This is a genomic window from Acidisoma sp. 7E03 (assembly GCF_054665075.1).
The window spans coordinates 1-21,299 of record NZ_BAAFHE010000013.1 but is presented as its reverse complement, the minus strand read 5'-3'; the positions used below and the strand labels follow the sequence as shown (position 1 = coordinate 21,299).

Sequence of the window (21,299 nt, the reverse complement as noted above, 5' to 3'; positions counted from 1 at the left end):
CTGTCGGGATGATGCGGCCTCATCAGCGGAATGAAGGGAAGAGGCATGTTCGCATCGCTCGCCGGCCGGGTTGCCGTGGTAACGGGAGGCAGCAAGGGCATCGGCCGTGGCATGGCCAAGCGCTTCGCCGAGGCCGGCTGCCACGTGGTCGTCGTCGGGCGCGATGCGCATGCCGCCAAGCTCGTTGCCGAGGACATCGCCGTCACCGGAGGCCGTGCCGTCTCGGTGTCGGCTGACCTCGCCACCGAAGAGGGTGCGCGCGCCATGGCGGCGGCAGCCCATGATCATTTCGGCGGCATCGACATCCTTTGCGCCAATGCCGGCATCTTCCCCTCCGCCCGGTTGGAGGAGATGACGGTCGCCGAGTTCGATGGGGTGATGGGCAGCAATCTGCGCAGCACCTTCCTGTCGGTGCAGGCCTGTCTGCCGGCGCTGAGCCGCACGGGCCGGGGGCGCATCATCGTCACCTCCTCCATCACCGGGCCGATCACCGGCTTTCCAGGCTGGTCGCATTACGGGGCGAGCAAGGCGGGCCAACTCGGCTTCGTGCGCACCGCGGCGATCGAACTGGCGGCGAAAGGCATCACCATCAACGCCGTTCTCCCCGGCAATATCGCGACCGAAGGGCTGATCGCCATGGGCGAGACCTATATGGCGGAGATGGCCGCCTCCATTCCCCTCAAGCGCCTGGGCTCGGTGGAAGACATCGCCAATGCGGCGCTCTTTTTCGCGACGGAGGAAGCCGGCTACGTGACCGGACAGACCCTGGTGATCGACGGTGGCCAGGTGCTGCCGGAATCCCTGGGCGCGCTCGATTGAACCTCTCGGACCGCATCCGCGCCGATCTGGAGGCGCGCATCCTCTCGGGGGAATGGAAGCCCGGCCACCCGATTCCGGCCGAGCATGCCCTGATGGCGGACTACGGCTGTGCCCGCATGACGGTGAACAAGGCGATCGCTGCGATGGCGGCCGCAGGCCTCGTCACCCGCCGCCGCCGGGCGGGCACCGTGGTGGCGGCGCCGGCCGGCGAACGCGCGGTGATGGAGATCGCGGACCTCGCCGAGGAATCGGCGCGCCTCGGCCTCAGCTACCGTCATCGGCTGCTGCGCCGGGCGGTGGAACCCTCGGCGGCGGGGCCCATGCTGCTGCTGACGACGCTGCACGAGCGCGAGGGAGACCCCCTGGCGCTGGAAGAGCGGCGCATCGCCCTCGGCGCCGTGCCGGAGGCGGAGGCGGCCGATTTCGCCGCCGTTCCGCCTGGGACCTGGCTGCTGCGGCACGTCGCCTGGAGCGAGGCCGAGCACGTCATCGGTGCACGCGCGGCCGATGCGATCCTCGCCCGTCATCTCGGCATCGCCCGCGGCGCGCCCTGCCTGACGCTCGACCGCCGGACCTGGCGGGGCGGCGATTTGATCACCGAGGTGCGGCTGACCTATCCGGCCGACCGCCATCGGTTCACGAGCCGCTTCGGCCACAGCCGGGAGGCCGTGCCCACCGTCGTTTAAGCTCTCGACAGGTCGAGGGAATGGATCGTATATGTCTAGACATATTCAGATCGAGGGCAGGCCCATGACACTGGTTTTGCAGCCTGGAGCGGTACCGCTCGCCGATTGGCGCCGCATCTATCGGGAAGGGACGGCGGGTCTCGCCCTCGATCCCGGCGCGGCGGCGGCAATCGCCGCGAGTGCCGAGGCCGTCGAAAAGATTCTCGAAAAGGGCGAGCCGATCTACGGCATCAATACCGGCTTCGGCCGGCTGGCCAGCATCCGCATCGACACGGCGGACCTCGAAAAGCTCCAACGCAACATCGTCCTGTCCCATGCCGCCGGCGTGGGTGAGCCGATGCCGGCACCCGTCGCCCGGCTGATGATGGCGCTGAAGCTCGCGAGCCTGGCGCAAGGCGCCTCCGGCGTGCGGCCGGCGACGGTCGCGCTGCTCGAAGCGATGCTGGCGCAGGATCTGGTGCCCGTCGTGCCGGCGCAGGGTTCGGTCGGCGCCTCGGGCGATCTCGCCCCGCTGTCGCACATGACGGCGACGATGATCGGCGTCGGCGAGATCGTCTACCGGGGCGTGCGGATGCCGGCCGAGGCGGCACTGGCGCAAGCGGGCCTCGCCCCCGTCACCCTCGGCCCGAAGGAGGGTCTGGCGCTGCTCAACGGCACGCAGTTCTCCACCGCCTATGCCCTGGCCGGGCTGTTCGAGGCCGAGCGCCTGCTGCAATCGGCGCTCGTCACCGGTGCGCTCTCCACCGATGCGGCGAAAGGATCGGACACGCCCTTCGACCCCCGCATTCATCGGCTGCGCCGCCACAAGGGGCAGATCGACGTCGCCGACGCGCTGCGCGGCCTGATGGCCGGCAGCGTCATCCGCGCCTCCCATGTCGAAGGGGACGAGCGGGTGCAGGACCCGTACTGCCTGCGCTGCCAGCCCCAGGTGATGGGGGCCGCGCTGGACCTGTTGCGCCAGGCGGCAGTGACGCTGGGCACCGAGGCCAATGGCGTCTCCGACAATCCGCTGGTCTTCGCGGAAGAGGGGGAAGTGCTGTCGGGCGGCAATTTCCACGCCGAGCCCGTGGCCTTCGCCGCCGACATGATCGCCATGGCGCTGTGCGAGATCGGCTCCATCGCCGAACGCCGGCTCGCCATGCTGATCGACCCGGCGCTGTCCGGCCTGCCGGCCTTCCTGACCCCGCGCCCCGGCCTCAACTCGGGCTTCATGATCCCGCAGGTGACGGCGGCCGCCCTCGTCTCCGAAAACAAGCAGATGGCGCATCCGGCGAGCGTGGACAGCATCCCGACATCGGCCAATCAGGAAGACCACGTCTCCATGGCCGCCCATGGCGCGCGCCGCCTGACGGGCATGGCGGCGAACCTCGCCCACATCCTCGGCATCGAGCTGCTGGCCTCGGCCCAGGGCTGTGACTTCCATGCGCCGATGCCCTCCAGCCAGCCGTTGGAAGCGGTGCGCGCGCTGCTGCGTGCGTCGGTGCCGATGCTGGAGGAGGACCGCCATTTCGCGCCCGACATGGAGGCAGCGACCGCGCTGATCCGCTCGGGCGCCGTGATTGACGCAGCCGCCTTCGTTCTTCCTTCGCTGGAGATCGCCGCATGACCCGCCTCGACAATTCCCGCAAGATCCAGGCGCCGCAGGGCACGGAGCTTTCCGCCAAATCCTGGCTCACCGAAGCGCCTTTGCGCATGCTCATGAACAACCTCGATGCCGGCGTCGCCGAGCGGCCGGAAGAGCTGGTCGTTTATGGCGGTATCGGTCGCGCCGCGCGCGACTGGGAGAGCTTCGACCGCATCGTCGCCGCCCTCCGCACGCTGGACGAAGACCAGACGCTGCTCGTGCAGTCGGGGAAGCCCGTCGGCGTGTTCCAGACGCACAAAGACGCGCCGCGCGTTCTGATTGCCAACTCAAACCTGGTGCCCCACTGGGCGAACTGGCAGCATTTCCATGAGCTCGACCGCAAAGGGCTCATGATGTACGGCCAGATGACGGCGGGCTCCTGGATCTATATCGGCACGCAGGGCATCGTGCAGGGCACCTACGAAACCTTCGTGGAAGTCGCCCGCCAGCACTACGATGGCGATGCCAAGGGCCGCTGGATTCTGACGGGCGGCCTGGGCGGCATGGGCGGCGCGCAGCCGCTGGCCGCCGTGATGGCCGGCTTCTCCTGCCTTGCCGTGGAATGCCAGGCGACGCGCATCGACATGCGGCTGCGCACCCGCTACCTCGATTGCCAGGCCAAGACGCTGGACGAGGCGCTGGAGATCATCGAACGCGCCAAGACCACGGGCAAGCCGGTCTCGGTCGGGCTGCTCGGCAATGCCGCCGAGGTATTCGCGGAACTCGTGCGCCGCGGCGTCAAGCCCGATGCGGTGACCGATCAAACCTCCGCGCATGATCCGCTGAACGGCTATCTGCCGATGGGCTGGACGGTCGCGGAATGGGAGGAGCGCCGCGAGCGTGACCCGCAGGCGGTGATCGCGGCCTCCCGCGCCAGCATGGCCGCCCATGTGCGCGCGATGCTCGACTTCTGGAAAATGGGCATTCCCGTCCTCGACTACGGCAACAACATCCGCCAGGTGGCGAAGGACGAGGGCGTGGCCGACGCCTTCGACTTTCCGGGCTTCGTGCCGGCCTATATCCGCCCGCTCTTCTGCCGCGGCATCGGCCCCTTCCGCTGGGCGGCGCTCTCTGGTGACCCCGAGGACATCTACAAGACCGACCAGAAGGTGAAGGAACTACTGCCGGACAACGCGCATCTCCACAACTGGCTGGACATGGCGCGCGAACGCATCGCCTTCCAGGGCCTGCCTGCGCGCATCTGCTGGGTGGGCCTGGGGGACCGGCATCGCCTCGGCCTCGCCTTCAACGAGATGGTGGCGAAGGGCGAGCTGAAGGCGCCGGTCGTCATCGGGCGCGACCATCTCGATTCGGGCTCGGTCGCGAGCCCGAACCGCGAGACGGAGGCCATGAAGGATGGCTCGGACGCCGTCTCCGACTGGCCGCTGCTGAACGCTCTCCTCAACACCGCCTCAGGCGCGACCTGGGTGTCTCTGCATCACGGCGGCGGCGTGGGCATGGGCTTCTCGCAGCATTCCGGCGTGGTGATCGTCGCCGACGGCACCGAGGATGCGGCGCGGCGCCTCAAGCGCGTGCTGTGGAATGACCCGGCAACCGGGGTGATGCGCCACGCCGATGCGGGCTACGAGATCGCCATCGACTGCGCGCGCGAAAAGGGGCTCGATCTGCCCGGCATTCTCGGCTGAAGAGAAAAGGTCGGGTGAGGCGGCCGCCTGCGGGGGCGCCGCCTCACCCCATCCGGGCCGACCGCCTCAGGAGGCGATGGCCGGGACCCGGGCGCGGCGCGCCTGCGGCACCGCCCGTCTGGCGTGGAGCCGCTCGTCCAGCGTCTGCAGCAAGGTGCGGATCGGCTGGTCGCTGCGGTGCTTGCGCAGGCGGTTGAGGGCATTGAAGCCTTCGTACACGAGCCCGAAGCGCGACGTCGGCCGCCCCAGCAGGCGATGGATGGTGTTGAGGTAGCGCACGTCCCGCAGATCGCTGCGGAAGAGCGACAGCGGCACGTATTTGCGCGGCCCGCAGTAGTGGCGGACCGAGGCGGTCTTCCAGCTCGGGGTGAACTTGGCGCCCGCCTGCATGTTGTAGCGCGCCGGCAGTTCCAGCCAATTCTCCTCGAACACCGTGTTGAGCGCACATTGATCGATCGAGGTGCAGTCGATCTTGTAGGTGCAGCCATGGTCGTGGGCGTCGAGCGCCGCCTCGTAGGCGCCGAGGAAGGCATGCCGCCAGTTCGCCTTGTCGAAAATCATGAACCCGGCGTTGAAATACTGGCCGACATGCGCGGGCTCACTCGGGTCCGCATGGCGCAGCACGCCGGTCTCCGACAGGTCCATGTCGGCGACGGCGGCAATCGGGTGGCGGCCGAAGTCGATCGCCCCGATCTTCAAATCCTCGAAGACCAGGACGTCGTTGTCGAGGAAGACGACACGGTCATACGTGCTCACGAGATTTTCGACGGCGCGGAGCTTGAGCAGCGTTGGCGTCGTCACGTGGCCGTGGGTTTGGTGCTGTTCGGCCGCCGCATCTTCGATGGGCGCGAAGGACAGGACGATGCCGAGACGCTGCGCCGCGCGCTGGAAGCGGCCACCCGGCTTCGGCATGAACTTATGGCAGAAGATGCGGATATGGCAGGGCCGGGGCTGCGAGAGGCCCAACGACAGCGCCGACAGGGTCGCGAGGTCGTAGCCTCGTTCGTCGGTCACATAGGCGAAGCAAACGCTCATGATGCTGTCTTTCATCCTGGCCCGGCAGCGGGGCCGCGGGTTCACCTGACACAACGCGCCGCGCACCGGGCTTGCCACCGTCCGGCCGATCGCCGGGGCGTGCAGGTCTGGTCCGCGACTTTCTGATAGGAAGCCTTGAGGAGGAGGCTAGCGGAAGCGCCCCTCGTCCCGACAGTGAGCCGATCGGGCATCCTGCCGAGGGCGGGGCTTCAGCATTACGCCCCGGGGTTCCGCCAGAAGAGGTAGGCGGATTACTTCAGTAGGCTGTCCTTGCTCGCCCGGCGGTTCATGCCGCCTGGGACGGGCTTGCGGTCCAGCTCCTGCTGGCAGTCGATGCAGAGCCGCACGCCAGGCACCGCGCGGCGCCGCGCCTCAGGGATGGGCTCGCCGCATTCGGCGCAGAAGGGTTCGCTCTCACCGCGCGGCATCCGGGCGCGAGCGCGTGCCACCGCATCCGTCACCGTGTCGTCGATCTGCTCCTGCACCGCCCCGTCCGGGGCCCAGCCGGTGGCCATGGCACCGCCTCCCGCTCTTGTGTTCGATGAAGAAGATAGGGTGGGGGACAGCCAGATTTCCAGAGCGGCGCCTGCCGTCCTCCCAGAACGAAAACGCCGCCCACGGGGTTTCCCCCGGGGCGGCGCGATGCAGCCGGTGCGTCCGGCTTACTTCATGAACTGGTCGACATTGTCCTTGGTCACGACGTCGAGGCCGACATACTGGATCGGATCGACGGTCTTGCCCTGCTTCAGCTGCAGCAGGATGTCCATCGCCTTGGCGCCCATGGCGTAGGGCTGCTGCCCGACGAGGGCCGCGACTTCGCCCTTCTTCAGCAGGTTGAGTTCGGCCGGCAGCGTGTCGGCCGAGACGATCGTCAGCTTGCCGCTGTCGATGGCGTCCTTGTGCTTGGTGTAGAAGGCGTCATAGGCGTTTTCGGTGAAGAGCGGCCAACCGCCGACCGCGACGATCGCCGAGAGGTTCGGGTTGCCGGTGATCAGGTCCGCCATCTGCTGAATGCCGAGCGCGCTGTCGTCATTGCAGAAGGTGGGCGAGCCGCTGATTTCCTTCCAGCCGGCCTTGCTCAGAACCTCACGCACGCCCTTGAGGCGCTCGTTGAGGTTTTCCGCCGCCGGGCCGCCCGAGATCATCGCGTAGGTGCCGGCCGTCGGGTGCGCCTTGATCAGCTGCTCGGCGAGATACTGGCCGAGCTGCAGGTTGTTGGTGCCGACATAGGCCTGGCGCTTGGAGTTCGGCGCATCGGCGTCGAAGGTGATGATCGGAATGCCCGCAGCGCGGCCCTGCGCGATGACGCGCTGGACGGAGCCGGCGTCGGCGACCGAGATCGCGATGCCGTCGATGCCGCGGGTGATCAGATCCTGGATCGTCTGCACTTCAGCCGCCGCATCCTGGTTGACCGGGCCGATATAGGTGCACTTCACGTTGCCGAGCTTCTTGGCCTCGGCCATGCACCCATCCCGCGACAGGTCGAAATACGGGTTGTTCAGCGACTTCGGCACGATCGCGAAGTTGTAGGTCTTGTCGGCGGCGTGCGCCGGCGCAATGCCGGAGAACGCCACGCCGGAAAGGGCCACGGCGGCGCAAAGAGCCGTGGAGCAGAGCCATGTCTTCATCTTGGTATTCCCCGTTTATTATTACGACAGAATTATTGGCCGAGGCGTCGGCTTCTCAGGCGGTCGACGAAGACGGCGGCGATGATGATCGCGCCGACGAAGGTGCCTTGCCAATAGGTGTTGACGTGAGCGAGAACGAGGCCGTTGCGGATGACCTCGATCAGTGCCGAGCCGACGATCGCGCCGAGCGGGCCGCCGACACCGCCGAGAAGGTTGGCGCCGCCGATGACCGAGGCGGCGATGATGCGGAGTTCGTAGCCGTCCGCGAGATTGGCCGGTACCGAGCCCAGCCAGCCGGCGATGAGAATGCCGGCGAAAGCGGCCGTCAGCCCCGAGATGACGTAGACACCGACCTTGATCGGCATCACCGGCACGCCGGTCAATGCTGCTGCCCGCTCGTTGCCGCCGATCGCGAAGACGTGGCGGCCGCGCGCCGTGTGATGCAGCATCAAGGACATCAGAAGCGCGAGCAGGACGAGATAGATCAGCGGCACGGGCAGGCCGAGCACCGTGCCATCCGTCAGCCGGAAGAAAAGATCGCTGTCCGCACCGTTGATGTTGACGCCCTGGCCCGCCGTGATGGCGTAGCAGAGGCCGCGCACGATGCTGAGCATGCCGAGCGTGGTGACGAAGGGCGTGAGGCCGACGCGCGCGATGAGCAGGCCGTTGATCAGGCCAATGAAGCCGCCGATGATCATGCCGCCGATGACGGAGACTGCCATGACCGCGCCGGGCACATGGGCAAGGCCGGTGGTGCCGAGCGCCTGGAAGAGCAGGGCGGTGACGATTGCCGACAGGCCCATGGTGGAGCCCACCGACAGGTCGATGCCGGCGGTGATGATGACGAGCGTCGAGCCCAGCGACACGATGCCGACGTAGGAGAAGTTCGTCAGAACGTTCGAGAGGTTGCCGAAGGTCAGGAAGGCCGGCGCAATCAGGGCGATGATGAGAATGAGAAGAGCGAGCGCGAGGCTGACATAGGCGGTCTGGCTCGCCAGGAATCCGCGCGAATGCCAGGGCACGCGCGTGACGTTGGCAAAGTCACTCATGACAGGCGGAACCTTCCGAAGGACGGGCTGACGGGTTCAGCAAAAAGAGGCAGGGGCGCGGCATCGTCAGGCCATCTCCACGGCGCCGGTGATGAGGCCCGTCACTTCCTGCGGAGAGGTGGAGGCGATGGACTTGTTCGCGACGACGCGGCCACGGCGCATGACGACGACGCGATCGCAAATCTCGAACACGTCCGGCATGCGGTGGCTGATGAGGATGACGGCAATGCCCTGGTCGCGCAGACGCCCGATGAGGGCGAGCACTTCGGCGATCTGCCGCACGCTGATCGCGGCCGTCGGCTCGTCCATCAGGATGAGCTTGGCATCCGCGAGGCGGGTGCGCGCGATGGCGACGGCTTGGCGCTGGCCACCCGACATGCGGCGCACCAGTTCGGCCGGGCGGGTTTCGCTCTTCAACTCGCGGAAGAGTTCGGCCGAGCGCTTTTCCATCGCCGCATGGTCGAGAAAGCGGAAGGGGCCGATGCTGCGATGCACTTCGCGGCCGAGAAAGATATTGGCGGCGGCTGAAAGATTGTCGGCGAGCGCGAGATCCTGATGGACCACTTCGATGCCGACGTTGCGCGCATCGACGGGGGCATGGAAGTGCACCGGCTGGTCAGCGAAATGGATGGTGCCTTCGCTCGGCGGGAAGACGCCGGCGATGATCTTCACGAGGGTCGACTTGCCGGCGCCATTGTCGCCCATGAGACCGACGATCTCACCCGGGGCGACGGTAAAATTGACATGGCTCAGCGCCTGGACGGCGCCATACGACTTGCCGATGTTCGACAGCTGCAGGAGGCTCATCGTGCCTTTGCCCCGCCGCTGCGCATGTGCCCGCCTGCGGCCGGCCGTGCTGCCCTCGCATATGCCTGGTTCGGCAAGGTCACCCTCCCAATTGCTCTGATTATTGACTTCCGCTGTACTCTAGCGTCCGGCAGCGTTCAATACGGGCCGGTAAGGCTATGTTCACGTTTCCGTGATGTTCGTCAAGGCAACGCGGGGGAGGGTGCCAAAACGCTGAACATTTGCGGTGAAACGTAAAACTAGTGCGCGATCAACGCGCCGCTACGCCCGCACGACGTAACGGCCAAAAAACGGTTTTGTCGTCACACCGCTGGAACGTCCAGCCGTTCGGCGCGCTGCGTCCGGTCGGCCGCGATGCGCCCCGCACTCGATTTGAGCGGGCCGTGCGGCGCGGCTGCCGGTGCGAAGCGGCCGAGGCCGAAGCCTTCCTCCGGCATGCCGAGGTAGAGCGCCTCCACCCCACCGCGCGCGCAGTAGACCTCGTGCCAGAAGCCGGCGCCGCCATGATCCTTGGCATAGCGGCCCCACCAGCCGGCATGCGGGCTGCTGCGGGTGAAGTGGGTGAGGGATTCCATGTCCCGCCAGTATTGGCGGATGCCGAGATGGTTCCATCCGAAGAGAAAGTTCTCGGAGGCGAGCAGCCCTTCGGGCGGATGGCGGGCGATCTCCGTGAAGCCGCGGCTGAGGTGGAAGAAGGTGCCGATCGCCCGCGGGCCGCGCAGACGAAAGCCGAGCAAGATCATCACGAGGTCGGGGTAGGGCGAGAGGTCGACGGTGCGGCGGGATTGCGTCATCGGTGTTCTCCATTTACATCGTAAACATAGACGCAAATGCTTACGATGTAAACAGAAATGACGAAGACCGATCTTCATGCCCGCCTGGTGGAGGAGGCCATGCGTATGCTGGCCGAAGCGGGCGAGGAGGTGACGCTGCGCGCCGTCGCCCGCGCCGCCGGGGTCTCCGCCATGGCCCCCTACCGCCACTTCGCCGACAAGGCGGCGCTGCTGCATGCGGTGAAGCAGCAGGGCTTCGCGCACCTTCAGGACCTGCTGCGCTCGGCCGATGCCGCCGAGACGGATGGCGAGGCGCTGATCCGCCAGGGCCTCGGCTATCTCCGTTTCGCTTTCGAGAACCCGGCGCTCTTCCGGCTCATGTTCTCCTCCCCTGTCACCGAGACCTATGCGCCCAAGGCGACGGACGACACGGCCTATGGCGTGCTGGCCCGGCGCGTCGCACGGCTGGCGCCGCCGGCCGAGGCCCTGGCCGCCACCACCGCGGCCTGGTCCATCGTCCATGGCATGGCGACCCTCATGCTCGACGGGCGGCTGCCGCGCGACGAGGCTCATGCCCGCGCCGTCCTCACGCTCTTCGTCGCGGGGCTTGCCCGGTGACGGCAGGCTCGGCCGCGGATACAAGCGGGAGAGTTCCATCCGAGGTTCCGCCATGCCCCTGATCACCAAGCTTGCCGCCACCGCCGATGCGCCGTGGGAGCCCGTCGCCGCCGACAAGATCGTCTCCGGCGCACCCGAGACGCGCACCCAGGTGCTGTATGAGGATGCGGCGACGAAGCAGTATGCGGGGGAGTGGGAGGCGACGGTCGGCTGCTGGCGCATCGCCTATACGGAATGGGAATATGTCCGCGTGCTGTCCGGACAGTGCATCGTCACCGGCGATGACGGAACAACCATCACGGCCGGCCCCGGCGATTCCTTCGTGATCGAACCGGGCTTCAAGGGCACCTGGGAGGTGCGGGCGCCGATGCACAAGCTGTGGGTCATTCGCGAGGTGTGAGGCGCGCAGGGCTTCGCCGCTCCTAGGCACACCGCGCCGCTTCACCTTCCGGTTCAGGCCCTGAGCAACGGCGCTGAGATTAAACTCGCTTAACCCTCGGCTTGGAGGGCGTTTGCGGCGCCGCGCCCCCGTGCGTGGCGCGGGCGAATCTTCTAGGAACAAGCATCGCGCCGCGCGCCCCAGGGAGATTGCCCATGCCCAGCCTGCTTGCCCCCGCCGCCCTGCTGCCCTCGGGCTGGGCCGAAGACGTCCGTATCGACATCGCCGAGGACGGCACCATCGGCGCCGTCACCCCGAATGCCGAGATCGCGGGCGATCGGGTGGAGCGGCTGGCCGGCCCCGTGGTGCCGGGCATCGCCAATGTCCATTCCCATGCCTTCCAGCGCGCCATGGCGGGCCTGGCTGAAAAGCGCCGCGACCCGGCCGACAGTTTCTGGACCTGGCGTGAGACCATGTATCGCGCCGCGCATGGCGTGGGGCCGGAGGATCTTTCAGCGATCTCCGCCCACCTCTTCATCGAGATGCTGAAGGCGGGCTACACCAGCGTCGGCGAGTTCCACTATCTGCACAACGCGCCGGACGGCACGCCCTATGACGACCCGGCCGAAATGTCCGTCCGCCTCATGCAGTCGGCGGCCGAAACGGGCATCAGCCTGACCGTTCTGCCCGTGCTCTACATGCGCGCCGGGTTCGACGATGCGGCGCTGGAACCGGCGCAGCGGCGTTTCGCCATGGATGAAGAGCGGCTGATCCGCATCCTCGAAAGCCTGCGCTGGCATGGGCGGGACACGACCAGCCTGCGCGCCGGCATCGCGCCGCATTCGCTGCGGGCCGTGCCGGTGGAGGTGGTGCGCCACATCGCCTCCGCCCTGCCGGAAGACACGACGATCCACATCCACGTCGCCGAGCAGGAGCGGGAGGTGGAGGACTGCCTGGCCGCGACCGGCGCGCGGCCGGTGGAGCTGCTGATGGCAGAGGCGCCGGTCGGCCCCTCCTGGTGCCTCATCCACGCAACCCATGTCGTGCCGGACGAGATCGCCGATATCGCGGCGAGCGGCGCGGTCGCCGGCCTATGCCCGATCACCGAGGCCAATCTCGGCGACGGCGTCTTTCCGCTGCCGGAGTTCATGACCTCGGGCGGGCGTTTCGGCATTGGCTCGGACAGCAACGTCACCCTCAACCCCTGGGAGGAGATGCGGCTGCTGGAATACGGCCAGCGTCTGGTGCATGGCCGGCGCTGCCTGTCCCTGGCGGAAGACGAGGCGGGATCGGTGGGCGCCAGCCTGTTCCGGTCGGTGGTCGCCGGTGGCGCGGCCGCGTTGGGCCAACCGATCGGCGTCATCGCTGAAGGCTTCCGGGCCGATCTGGTGGTGCTGGACCGCGCGCGCTTCGGCCAGCCGGATGCCGAGGCCGACGACATTCTCGATTCGGCGATCTTCACCGGCGCGGCCCTGCCGGTGCGGGACGTGATGGTGGGCGGCATCTGGCGGGTGCGCGGCGGCTTCCACCCGCGTGAGGAAGCCGCGCGGAATGCCTTCACCGCGGCGCTCCGCCGGATCGCTGCGTGAGCGGCTGGCGCATCGTCCCGGCCGCCGGCTTCCAGCCCATGGCCTGGCGCAACGGCGGCGGCACGACCTGGGAGATTGCCCGTGGCCTCTTTCCAGGCGGCCCGGCGGCGGACTGGCATTGGCGCTTCAGCTTGGCCGAGATCGCGCAGGACGGCCCTTTTTCCGCCTTTCCCAGCATCGACCGGCGGCTGACCTTGCTCAGCGGCACCGGGATTGATCTGACTTTCGCGGGCGCGCCCCCTCGACGGCTGGGACCTCTGGAGGATATCGAGTTTCCCGGCGAGGCAGCGGTGGACTGCAAGCTGGTCGATGGGCCCACGCGGGACCTCAACGTCATGGTCGACCGGCGGGCGGCTCGGCTGGTGCCGGGGCGGGTGGAGGCAGATATCCACCTTCGCCAGGGCGACCTTGCCCTTCTCTATGCGCTGGAGGCGGTGACTGTGCGAGACGACATGAAACGGATCACCCTGGCCGCGGGCGATGCGGCGGTAGCGGAGGGCGGCATGCTGGGCGTGATCGAGCAGGGACGGGCGATCTGGGCGAAACTGGAGCGGCTGACGGCGTGATGCGGATCTTTCGTCTTCTGATGGCCACCACCCTGATGGCGGGGGGCCTTGCCGGTGGCGCTGACGCCGCATCCCAGCACAAGACCTATCACCACGGTTCCTCGCACGCGGCGGGCAAGACCACGTCCAAAGCGCATGGTTCGACCTCGAAGCATTCCACGACGACGCATGCGGGCACGAGCCATGGTGGCAAGACGCACAGCGCGCATGGCACCACCCATTCCAGCACGAAGCACCACGGCACGACGCGCAAGAGCTACCATCATTACGCGAAGCCAAAGCCCAAACCGGCGCCAGGCATCCGCGCCGATGGCCGCTACGTTCTGCCGGGCGGGATGGAGACGACCTGCGCGGGCGGCACGCCGCCTCCCTGCCGCTGATCTTCGAGGAGCGTGGAAATGGCTGAGACGGCGAGCGAGACCCCTCAGACAGTGTCGGACGATCTCGGCATCCTGGCCCGCCGCCGCATCGAAGCGGGGGTGATCGCACCTCTCTACGCCGAAATGGTCGCGACCATCGGCGAGGCGGCAGCGCAGGGCATTCTCGACCGTGCCATCCGCCGCGCCGCCATCGCCGCAGCCGAAGATTTCGCGGCGCGCACGCCCGGCGGTACCAGCCTCAAGACCTTCCAGGCGTTGCAGCATCTCTGGACGCAGGACGACGCGCTCGAGATCGAGGTGCTGCGGGCGACGGAGACCGAGTTTCACTACAACGTCCGCCGCTGCCGCTATGCCGAGACCTATCGGGCCATGGGCCTCGGCGCCATCGGCATCTGCTGTCCTGCAACCGAGATGCCGCCTTCTGCGAAGGCTACCACCCGGATCTGAAGCTCACCCGCACCCAGACGCTGATGCAGGGCGCCAGCCATTGCGACTTCCGCTACCGGATGGAGCCGCCGTCAGAGCAGCAGGGTCCGAAGGCCGACGGCTGAGCAGGCGGCGCTTAGCGGCTTGTCCAAGGTGCAGAGGGTTGCGCCTTGGTCCACGCATATCGCGAGATGCAAGGCGTCTCCGGCACGAAGACCAAGATCGGATTGGTTGGCGAATTCGGCTGCAAGCTCGAAGTGTCGCCGAGAGATGGGAATGATCGCGAAGCTGTCTCTGGCTAATTGCCGGAACAGAGACAGAGCTTCGGCGCGATGGGTAAGCTGCAATTGCCCGGTTCGCAGCTTGATGGACAAGGCGGAAGAAAATTCAGTGGTGACCCAGTCGCTGACTGCCAAGCTGGCCGGATCCTGATCGGCCAGCCACAATTGGACGCGATCCGTCGCAGCCTCGGATACCAGCGCCGCCACGAGGAGCGAGGTATCGAGATAGAGGGTCAATAACGGTCGTTGCCGCGCATGCGACGAACGAAAGCGTCAGCCGGTTCAATTTGTGGCGGCATGCCCGCCGTCACCGCGCGCAAGGCAGCAAGGGAGACGGGCTGCCGTTGCCGTCCAACCGCCGTAAGCTGAGCCACAGCCTCACCGCGACGGGTGATCGTGACGGGCTCTCCCGCTGCAGCACGCTCAATCAAGGCGCTGAGATGGGCCTTGGCGGTGGCGAGGCTTACCTTGTTCTGGTCTCCGTCCACATCATGCTCCTGACCATCGCAGTGGTCCCTTATACCATCAGGGGACCGGACTTTCACCGGAAAGGATTTCTCCGGAGGCCGGGTCATTGGCTCCTTCGCCCTAAGGATGGCCTCAAGGCGCGCTGTGGATTTCGGCGATGTAGCCGCCCGGGAAGGCGACCATGGCGGAGGAGCGGGTGCCGTCCGCATGCGGCGGGATTAGCAGGGTGGCACCGCTCGCCGTGGCGCGGGCCAGCGTGGCCGCCAGATCCGGCACGCCATAACCCGTCGTTTCGCGGCCGTAGGGGAAGGGCAGTTGCCCGTTCGTGACCATCAGGAGCAGGGGCCCGAAGCCGGTCTCGAGCCGGATGCGCCGGAAAGGCGCGTCGCGGCTGAGGGCAGCACCCGGTGCCGCGGCTTCATCCGAAACCACACGCCCGCCCGCGAAACTGAGGAAATCCTTGACGAAGGCATCGGCCGCATCCGGCGAGACGTAGAGGCGGTTCTCCGGCACCACCGCCAGAGGCGGGTTGATGGAGGCCTTGAAGTGCCAATAGAGCTGCATGGTGACACCGCCCGGCCAGGCGATGATCGCATCCCGGCCGATCGCGTCCCGGAAGGGGGCGACGATGACATCGGCCCCGGCAGTTCGGGCGGCGGCAACCGCCGCATCCATGTCGCGCACCAGATAGCCCGTCCGCTCTGCACCGAAGGGATAGGGGACGGGCGTGCGGAAGCTGAAGAGCGAGACGAGCCCATAAGGCGTGATCAGCAGCTGGGACGAGGTCTGGCTCGGTGTCGGCGTGACGGTGACGAGCGCCTGCGGCGTCGAGTGGCCGCCGAAGGTCGTCGTGAAGCTATGGACGAAGGCATCCACCGCGGCCGGGGCCACATACACATGCGTGGTGTCGTAGTCCGGCCCGACCGCGACGGCCGGGGCAGCGAGGGCCGGCCGGGCGATGCCGGCCGCCAGTAGCAGGGCGGAGAGGATGGCACCGCGCATCGTCATTCCTTCACGAGAGAGGAGGGTCAGACGTCGAGATCCGCGTCCGTCACGCTACGGGCGCGTTCCTGGATGAATTGAAAGCGCAGTTCTGGCCTGCGGCCCATCAGGCTTTCCACCATCGTATTGGTCTCGGCGCGGGATTCCGGCGGCGCCATCACCTTGATGAGCGTCCGCTTCTTCGGGTCCATCGTGGTCTCCTTGAGCGTTGCCGGCGGCATTTCGCCCAAGCCCTTGAAGCGGCTGACCTCGACCTTGCCGTTGCCTTTGAAGGCGGATTTGGCCAGCCGGTCCTTCTCCTGATCGTTCATGGCGTAGACCGATTTCGCGCCCTGTGTCAGCCGATAGAGCGGCGGCTGGGCGAGGTAGATATGGCCTTGGCGCACTAGCTCCGGCAGTTCGCGGTAGAAGAAGGTCATCAGCAGGCTCGCGATATGCGCGCCGTCCACATCGGCATCCGTCATGATGATGATGCGGCCGTAGCGCAGGCGGCGGATGTCGAACTTGTCCCCGACGCCGGTACCGATGGCCTCGATGAGGTCCTTCAACTCCTGGTTCTGCCGCAGCTTGTCGGCGGAGGCGGAGGCGACGTTGAGGATCTTGCCGCGCAGCGGCAGCACGGCCTGGGTTTCACGGTTGCGCGCCTGTTTCGCCGAGCCGCCGGCGCTGTCGCCTTCGACGAGGAAGATTTCCGTCTCGGCCGCATTCTCCCGCGTGCAGTCGGTCAGCTTGCCGGGCAGGCGCAGGCGGCGCGTCGCGGATTTACGCGGCGTGTCCTTCTCCTCACGCCTGCGGATGCGCTCTTCGGCGCGTTCGATGGCGAAGGCGAGGAGGTTGTCGGCCGAGGTCGGGTCGCCGGCCAGGAAATGATCGAAGCGGTCGCGCAGCGCAGCTTCCACCAGGCGCGTCGCATCTGGATTGGTCAGTTTCTCCTTGGTCTGACCCTGGAATTGCGGCTCGCGGATGAAGACCGAGAGTTTCGCGGCAATGGGCGTCAGAACGTCTTCGGCGGTGAGCTGCGCCGCGCGCTTGTTGCCGCGATGCTCGCCCCAGGCGCGTAAGCCTTTCAGCAAGGCGGAGCGCAGCCCCGCCTCATGCGTGCCGCCGAGCGGCGTCGGCACGGTGTTGCAGTAGCTGTGCAGGAAGCCGCCGCCGCCTTCCACCCAGAGCGCGGACCATTCGACCCGCCCCGCCTCGTTGGGGAAGGCAGCCTCGCCCGACCAGGGCGTCGGCAGCACGCGCGTCGCGTCGCCGATCTCCTCCTCCAGACTGTCCTGCAGGCCGCCCGGGAAGTGCAGTACCGCCTCGCTTGGCACGTCGGAGCCGGCGGGGATGAGGGAGGGATCGCAGCTCCAGCGGATTTCCACGCCGCGGAAGAGATAGGCCTTGGAGCGGCACAGCTTGTAGAGCCGCGCCGGGCTGAAGGTGAGGCTCGGGCCGAAGATCGCGGGATCGGGGCGGAAGCGCACGGTGGTGCCGCGGCGGTTGTGCACGGCGCCGCCGTCGATCAGCGTCGTCGTCGGCTTGCCTTGGACATAGGACTGCTTCCACAGCCGCTTCTCGCGGGCGACCTCGACCTCGAAGAGATCGGAGAGCGCGTTCACGACGGAGCTGCCGACGCCGTGCAGGCCGCCGGAGGTCGCATAGGCCTTGCCGGCGAATTTGCCGCCGGAATGCAGCGTGGTGAGGATGACCTCGAGCGCGCTCTTGTCGCGGAACTTCGGGTGCGGATCGACCGGGATGCCACGCCCATTGTCCCGGATGGTCAGCACATTGCCGGGGGCGAGCGTCATCTCGATGAAGCTCGCATGGCCGGCCACCGACTCGTCCATCGAATTGTCGAGGATTTCGGCCGCGAGATGGTGGAAGGCGTTCTCGTCCGTGCCGCCGATATACATGCCCGGCCGGCGACGGACGGGTTCCAGCCCTTCGAGAACCTCGATGTCCTTGGCCGAATAGGCGGCCTCGGCCGCGCCGGCGCCGAAGAGATCGTTCATGTCTTGTTCCCGTGCATGCGGGGGAAGATAGAAGGGAGCGCCGTGCCGGAGCAAGAGCGGTGAGGGCGGAGTAAGACCGCCTTCAGCCCAGGTCGCGGTCGATGTCGCGGCTGACGAGCCCGGCCTCCTCCGGCATTTTCAGCCAGTCCGCCTGCGCCAGGGTCTGGCAGGTCTGCGCGTAGCCTCGCGCCCAGTGATCCTCCATCGAGCGGCGGCTGAAGTCGTAATCCCGCGACTCGCCCTCATAGGGGGCGTGTTCATAGATGAGTTCGAGGATGGAGAGGCGCGGCAGGTCGTGCAGCCGCGCGCGTTCGGCACGGTCTTCCTCCGTCAGGCGATCCTCCGGCATCCGGTCCAGCACCGTGCGCAGCCGGTTTTTGAGCGCGAATTCCCGCTGGAAGACGTCCGTCAACAGGCGGGTGCGGCTGGAATAGGCGATCTCTTTCTGCCGCAGGCCCACTTCGCGCAGCGTGCGCGGCACCGGCCCGCGGGCGCTGAAGAGATCGACCTGGAAGACGAGCGCGCTGCAGCTTTCGATGTTCATCAGGAGATGGGCGAGCGGCGTGTTCGAGACCAGCGCGCCGTCCCAGTAATGCTCCGTGCCGATGCGGATCATGGGGAAGCCGGGCGGCAGGGCGCCGCTCGCCATGATGTGCTCTGGGCCGAGCCGCATGTGCCGATTGTCGAAGTAGGTGAAGTTGCCGGTGGCGACGTTGACGGCGCCGACGGCGCAGCGCGTCTCGCCGCCGTTCAGCCGTTCGAAATCCACGAAGTCCCGCAGCGTCTTTTCGAGCGGCATGGTGTCGTAAAAGGCGGTGGCCTGGGGTGCGCCGGGCAGGCTGAGAAAGGGGCCGGGCCATGCGGGTTCGAAGAAGCCGGGCTGGCCGAGGAGCGCCGCGCCCATGGCGGCGGCGGTATTCGCCCAGGCGCGCGGCATGTCCCCCTGCGGCAGGGGCAGGGCCAGCCGCTCAGGCGTGATCGTCTCCCAGAAGGCGCGCAGCTTGCGCAGCCGGTCGCCGGGGGCGTTGCCCGCGAGAATTGCCGAGTTGATGGCGCCGATGGAGACGCCGCAGATCCAGTCGGGCCTGTATCCGGCCTCGTCCATGGCCTGGAAGACGCCGCCCTGATAGGCGCCGAGGGCCCCGCCGCCTTGCAGGATGAGGGCGGTGCGCTGGGGGCGCGAGGATGGGGCAGGGGGTGTTGCATCCATGAAGTCTCTCCCGATCGGACAGCTGCAAACATCACTGGACAGGGGCCGCGCCCTGTTCAAGCTTTCCCGCGCATCGACAGGAAAGGACGCGCGGCATGAGCCTGGCAGGGAAAGTGGCGCTGGTCACGGGATCGACCAGCGGAATAGGCCTCGGCATCGCCCGGGCGATGGCCGAGGCCGGCGCCGGTATCATGCTCAACGGCTTCGGCAAGGTGGAGGAGATCGAGCGCGAGCGTCTGGCGCTGGAAGCCGATTTCGGGATCAAGGCGGGCTATTCGGGGGCGGATCTGAGCACCGCTGCAGGCGTGCGCCAGATGGTGGCGGAGGCCGAGGCCGCCTTCGGCCACGTTGATATCCTGGTCAACAATGCCGGTATCCAGTTCGTCGCCGAGATCGTCGATTTCCCCGAGGACAAATGGGACGCGATCATCGCGATTAATCTCTCCTCGGCCTTTCACGGCATCAAGGCAGCGGCACCCGGCATGAAGGCCCGCGGCTGGGGGCGCATCATCAACATCGCCTCTGCCCATGGCCTGGTCGCGAGCGGTCAGAAGGCGGCCTATGTCGCGGCCAAGCACGGGATCGTCGGGCTTACCAAGGTAGCGTGCATCGAACTCGCCAATAGCGGCGTCACCTGTAACGCCATCTGCCCCGGCTGGGTGCTGACGCCGCTGGTGGAGAAACAGTTGCACGACCGGGCGGAGAAGAACGGCACCAGCTTCGAGCAGGAGAAGATTGCCCTGGTGAGCGAGAAGCAGCCCCTGCAGCAGTTCACCACCCCGGCGCAGATCGGCGCGCTCGCCGTCTTCCTCTGCTCGGAGGGGGCGGCCACCATCACCGGCGCGCCGCTCTCCATCGACGGCGGGTGGGTCGCGCAATAGCGCCGCAGGGGCTTCACAAAACGGCCGTAACCTTTTCCTAAAGACGAGGGGTCGTGCATGCGGCGCCCCTTCCGGCCAGGAGTTTCGACCCATGACTGTTCTCGTCACCGGCGCCGCCGGCTTCATCGGCTACCACCTCTGTGAGGCGCTGCTGGCGCGCGGGGAAGAGGTCCTCGGCGTTGACGAGATCAACGCGTATTACGACCCGGCGCTGAAGGAGGCGCGGCTGGCGCGGCTTGAGGGGCGGCCGGGCTTTCGCTTTCAGAAGCTCAGCATCGCCGCTCGCGTGGCGGTGGAGGGATTGATGGCGGCCGAACCCGGCATCGACCGCATCGTCCATCTCGCGGCGCAAGCGGGCGTGCGCTTCTCGATGATCGACCCTTACGCCTATGTTACCGCCAATCTCATGGGCCATGTCGTGATGCTGGAAGCGGCGCGGCATCGCGCCGGCCTCAAGCATTTCGTCTATGCCAGCTCCTCCTCCGTTTATGGCGGGAATACGAAGATGCCCTTCGCCGAGGAGGATCGGGTGGATCTGCCGGTCTCGCTCTATGGCGCGACCAAGCGGGCGGACGAGCTGATGAGCCATTCCTATAGCCATCTCTACGGCCTGCCGCAGACCGGCTTGCGCTTCTTCACCGTCTACGGACCCTGGGGGCGGCCGGACATGGCCTATTTCTCCTTCGCCCGGGCGATCCAGGCGGGGCAGCCGATCACCGTCTATGACGGCGGGCGTCTGCGGCGCGACTTCACCTATGTGGACGACATCGTGGCCGGGATCGTGGGCGTGCTGGACCGGCCGCCGCCGGGCGATGCGCCGCGGGTGCTGAACATCGGCAACAACCGCAGCGAAAGCGTGAGCAAGCTGGTCGCTTTGCTCGAGGAAGGCCTCGGGACGCGCGCGGTGATCGAGGACCGGCCGCGGCCGGCGGCGGATGTGACCGACACCTTCGCTGATATTTCGGCGATCCATGCGCTGACCGGCTTCACGCCGACCACGCCGTTGGACGTGGGGATTCCGCGCTTCATCGACTGGTTCAAGGGCTGGAACGGCTAGGTTTCTGCGCCTTCCGCATGGCTTCCCCTGAAGCTATCGCAAATGTGCATGGGCTGCATGCGGCTGGGAAAAATCCCGGTCGTATGATGGGAATTGGCGGTCTCTCTAGGTCAATCTTTTGATTTCATTGAACAGTGTGGACGTCGAACCGCTGTCATCGGGTTGAAATTTGGTGGTTGACGGTGTGGGTTGGTGGGTCTAGAAGCCGGTTCACCGACGGGGTGCGGGGTTGCTTGAGGGTTTCGGACCTGATAGAAGCTTCGTCCTCCTTCGACAGGGTTTGAAGCCTGAGGCGTTCTGGGGAACTGGGGCGTGGTCGGGTTTGTTCTTTGAAAATTATATCTGGATGGAAGGGATATGTTGGTGGCGCCTTAGGGT

22 protein-coding genes and 1 pseudogene are annotated in these 21,299 nt (G+C 67.0%); 12 read left to right on the top strand and 11 right to left on the bottom strand.

The features are described 5' to 3' along the window. Positions 1-45 precede the first annotated feature (45 nt). The 4 genes from fabG to hutU all read left to right on the top strand — a co-directional run bounded on the left by fabG (position 46) and on the right by hutU (position 4,775). Positions 46-819 carry a 3-oxoacyl-ACP reductase FabG gene (fabG, locus tag ACYQ6W_RS18480; protein WP_459677386.1) on the top strand — a complete coding sequence of 258 codons (774 nt, stop codon included), beginning with the start codon at positions 46-48 and terminating at the stop codon, positions 817-819. Further along, on the top strand, positions 816-1,505 hold the full coding sequence (locus tag ACYQ6W_RS18475) for a UTRA domain-containing protein (protein WP_459677385.1): 690 nt from the start codon (positions 816-818) through the stop codon (positions 1,503-1,505). Before fabG ends, ACYQ6W_RS18475 begins: the two co-directional genes overlap by 4 nt. 64 nt (positions 1,506-1,569) lie before the next feature. Next, positions 1,570-3,111 carry a histidine ammonia-lyase gene (hutH, locus tag ACYQ6W_RS18470; RefSeq protein WP_459677383.1) on the top strand — a complete coding sequence of 514 codons (1,542 nt, stop codon included), beginning with the start codon at positions 1,570-1,572 and terminating at the stop codon, positions 3,109-3,111. Then, the gene (gene hutU, locus ACYQ6W_RS18465; protein WP_459677382.1) at positions 3,108-4,775 is read left to right on the top strand and encodes a urocanate hydratase; all 1,668 of its coding nucleotides are present in this window, start codon (positions 3,108-3,110) and stop codon (positions 4,773-4,775) included. The genes hutH and hutU overlap by 4 nt, the downstream gene beginning before the upstream one ends. A 66-nt stretch (positions 4,776-4,841) precedes the next feature. On the opposite strand, the gene ACYQ6W_RS18460 is transcribed toward hutU, so the two are convergent. From ACYQ6W_RS18460 to ACYQ6W_RS18435, 6 genes are all read right to left on the bottom strand, one after another. Further along, on the bottom strand, positions 4,842-5,810 hold the full coding sequence (locus ACYQ6W_RS18460; protein ID WP_459677380.1) for a glycosyltransferase family 8 protein: 969 nt from the start codon (positions 5,808-5,810) through the stop codon (positions 4,842-4,844). Positions 5,811-6,061: 251 nt separating this feature from the next. Continuing rightward, positions 6,062-6,325, bottom strand: a complete 264-nt coding sequence (locus tag ACYQ6W_RS18455) for a DksA/TraR family C4-type zinc finger protein (protein ID WP_459677378.1) — start codon at positions 6,323-6,325, stop codon at positions 6,062-6,064. A 147-nt stretch (positions 6,326-6,472) separates the two neighbouring features. Beyond that, positions 6,473-7,438 (bottom strand): sugar-binding protein, encoded by a 966-nt coding sequence (locus ACYQ6W_RS18450; protein WP_459677376.1) that lies wholly within the window; start codon positions 7,436-7,438, stop codon positions 6,473-6,475. Between the two features lie 32 nt (positions 7,439-7,470). Continuing rightward, positions 7,471-8,487, bottom strand: a complete 1,017-nt coding sequence (locus ACYQ6W_RS18445) for an ABC transporter permease (protein ID WP_459677374.1) — start codon at positions 8,485-8,487, stop codon at positions 7,471-7,473. 66 nt (positions 8,488-8,553) lie between these two features. Beyond that, complete coding sequence (locus ACYQ6W_RS18440) at positions 8,554-9,294, bottom strand: ATP-binding cassette domain-containing protein (protein WP_459677372.1); 741 nt, start codon at positions 9,292-9,294, stop codon at positions 8,554-8,556. Positions 9,295-9,596: 302 nt separating this feature from the next. Then, positions 9,597-10,088, bottom strand: coding sequence for a monooxygenase family protein (locus ACYQ6W_RS18435; RefSeq protein ID WP_459677370.1), 492 nt, complete (start codon positions 10,086-10,088; stop codon positions 9,597-9,599). Between the two features lie 57 nt (positions 10,089-10,145). On the opposite strand from ACYQ6W_RS18435, the gene ACYQ6W_RS18430 reads away from it, so the two are divergent. The 6 genes and pseudogenes from ACYQ6W_RS18430 (at position 10,146) to ACYQ6W_RS18405 (ending at position 14,150) form a co-directional block, all read left to right on the top strand. Beyond that, a complete protein-coding gene (locus ACYQ6W_RS18430; protein ID WP_459677369.1) occupies positions 10,146-10,685 on the top strand; it encodes a TetR/AcrR family transcriptional regulator in 540 nt (179 codons plus the stop codon). A 52-nt stretch (positions 10,686-10,737) separates the two neighbouring features. Continuing rightward, positions 10,738-11,085: a cupin domain-containing protein gene (locus ACYQ6W_RS18425; RefSeq protein ID WP_459677367.1), complete on the top strand. Its 348-nt coding sequence runs from the start codon at positions 10,738-10,740 to the stop codon at positions 11,083-11,085. A 194-nt stretch (positions 11,086-11,279) separates the two neighbouring features. Next, positions 11,280-12,653, top strand: coding sequence for a formimidoylglutamate deiminase (locus ACYQ6W_RS18420; RefSeq protein ID WP_459677365.1), 1,374 nt, complete (start codon positions 11,280-11,282; stop codon positions 12,651-12,653). Then, positions 12,650-13,219 carry a HutD/Ves family protein gene (locus ACYQ6W_RS18415; RefSeq protein ID WP_459677363.1) on the top strand — a complete coding sequence of 190 codons (570 nt, stop codon included), beginning with the start codon at positions 12,650-12,652 and terminating at the stop codon, positions 13,217-13,219. The genes ACYQ6W_RS18420 and ACYQ6W_RS18415 overlap by 4 nt, the downstream gene beginning before the upstream one ends. Positions 13,220-13,239: 20 nt before the next feature. After that, the gene (locus ACYQ6W_RS18410; protein ID WP_459677361.1) at positions 13,240-13,599 is read left to right on the top strand and encodes a hypothetical protein; all 360 of its coding nucleotides are present in this window, start codon (positions 13,240-13,242) and stop codon (positions 13,597-13,599) included. Between the two features lie 18 nt (positions 13,600-13,617). Beyond that, positions 13,618-14,150 (top strand): annotated as a pseudogene (locus ACYQ6W_RS18405) (L-2-amino-thiazoline-4-carboxylic acid hydrolase). On the opposite strand, the gene ACYQ6W_RS18400 reads toward ACYQ6W_RS18405, so the two are convergent. The 5 genes from ACYQ6W_RS18400 to ACYQ6W_RS18380 all read right to left on the bottom strand — a co-directional run bounded on the left by ACYQ6W_RS18400 (position 14,118) and on the right by ACYQ6W_RS18380 (position 18,983). After that, positions 14,118-14,543, bottom strand: a complete 426-nt coding sequence (locus tag ACYQ6W_RS18400) for a type II toxin-antitoxin system VapC family toxin (protein WP_459677359.1) — start codon at positions 14,541-14,543, stop codon at positions 14,118-14,120. The pseudogene ACYQ6W_RS18405 and the gene ACYQ6W_RS18400 overlap by 33 nt on opposite strands. Continuing rightward, positions 14,540-14,881: a type II toxin-antitoxin system Phd/YefM family antitoxin gene (locus ACYQ6W_RS18395; RefSeq protein WP_459677358.1), complete on the bottom strand. Its 342-nt coding sequence runs from the start codon at positions 14,879-14,881 to the stop codon at positions 14,540-14,542. Before ACYQ6W_RS18395 ends, ACYQ6W_RS18400 begins: the two co-directional genes overlap by 4 nt. Positions 14,882-14,906: 25 nt before the next feature. Further along, a complete protein-coding gene (locus ACYQ6W_RS18390) occupies positions 14,907-15,776 on the bottom strand; it encodes a glyoxalase (protein WP_459677356.1) in 870 nt (289 codons plus the stop codon). A 26-nt stretch (positions 15,777-15,802) separates the two neighbouring features. Next, a complete protein-coding gene (parE, locus tag ACYQ6W_RS18385) occupies positions 15,803-17,773 on the bottom strand; it encodes a DNA topoisomerase IV subunit B (RefSeq protein ID WP_459677354.1) in 1,971 nt (656 codons plus the stop codon). 82 nt (positions 17,774-17,855) lie between these two features. Then, on the bottom strand, positions 17,856-18,983 hold the full coding sequence (locus ACYQ6W_RS18380; protein ID WP_459677352.1) for a patatin-like phospholipase family protein: 1,128 nt from the start codon (positions 18,981-18,983) through the stop codon (positions 17,856-17,858). 95 nt (positions 18,984-19,078) lie between these two features. Between ACYQ6W_RS18380 and ACYQ6W_RS18375 the strand changes: the two genes are divergently transcribed. Both ACYQ6W_RS18375 and ACYQ6W_RS18370 read left to right on the top strand, forming a co-directional pair. Beyond that, a complete protein-coding gene (locus ACYQ6W_RS18375; protein WP_459677350.1) occupies positions 19,079-19,864 on the top strand; it encodes a 3-hydroxybutyrate dehydrogenase in 786 nt (261 codons plus the stop codon). Positions 19,865-19,955: 91 nt separating this feature from the next. Continuing rightward, the gene (locus tag ACYQ6W_RS18370) at positions 19,956-20,921 is read left to right on the top strand and encodes an NAD-dependent epimerase/dehydratase family protein (RefSeq protein ID WP_459677348.1); all 966 of its coding nucleotides are present in this window, start codon (positions 19,956-19,958) and stop codon (positions 20,919-20,921) included. Positions 20,922-21,299: the final 378 nt, after the last annotated feature.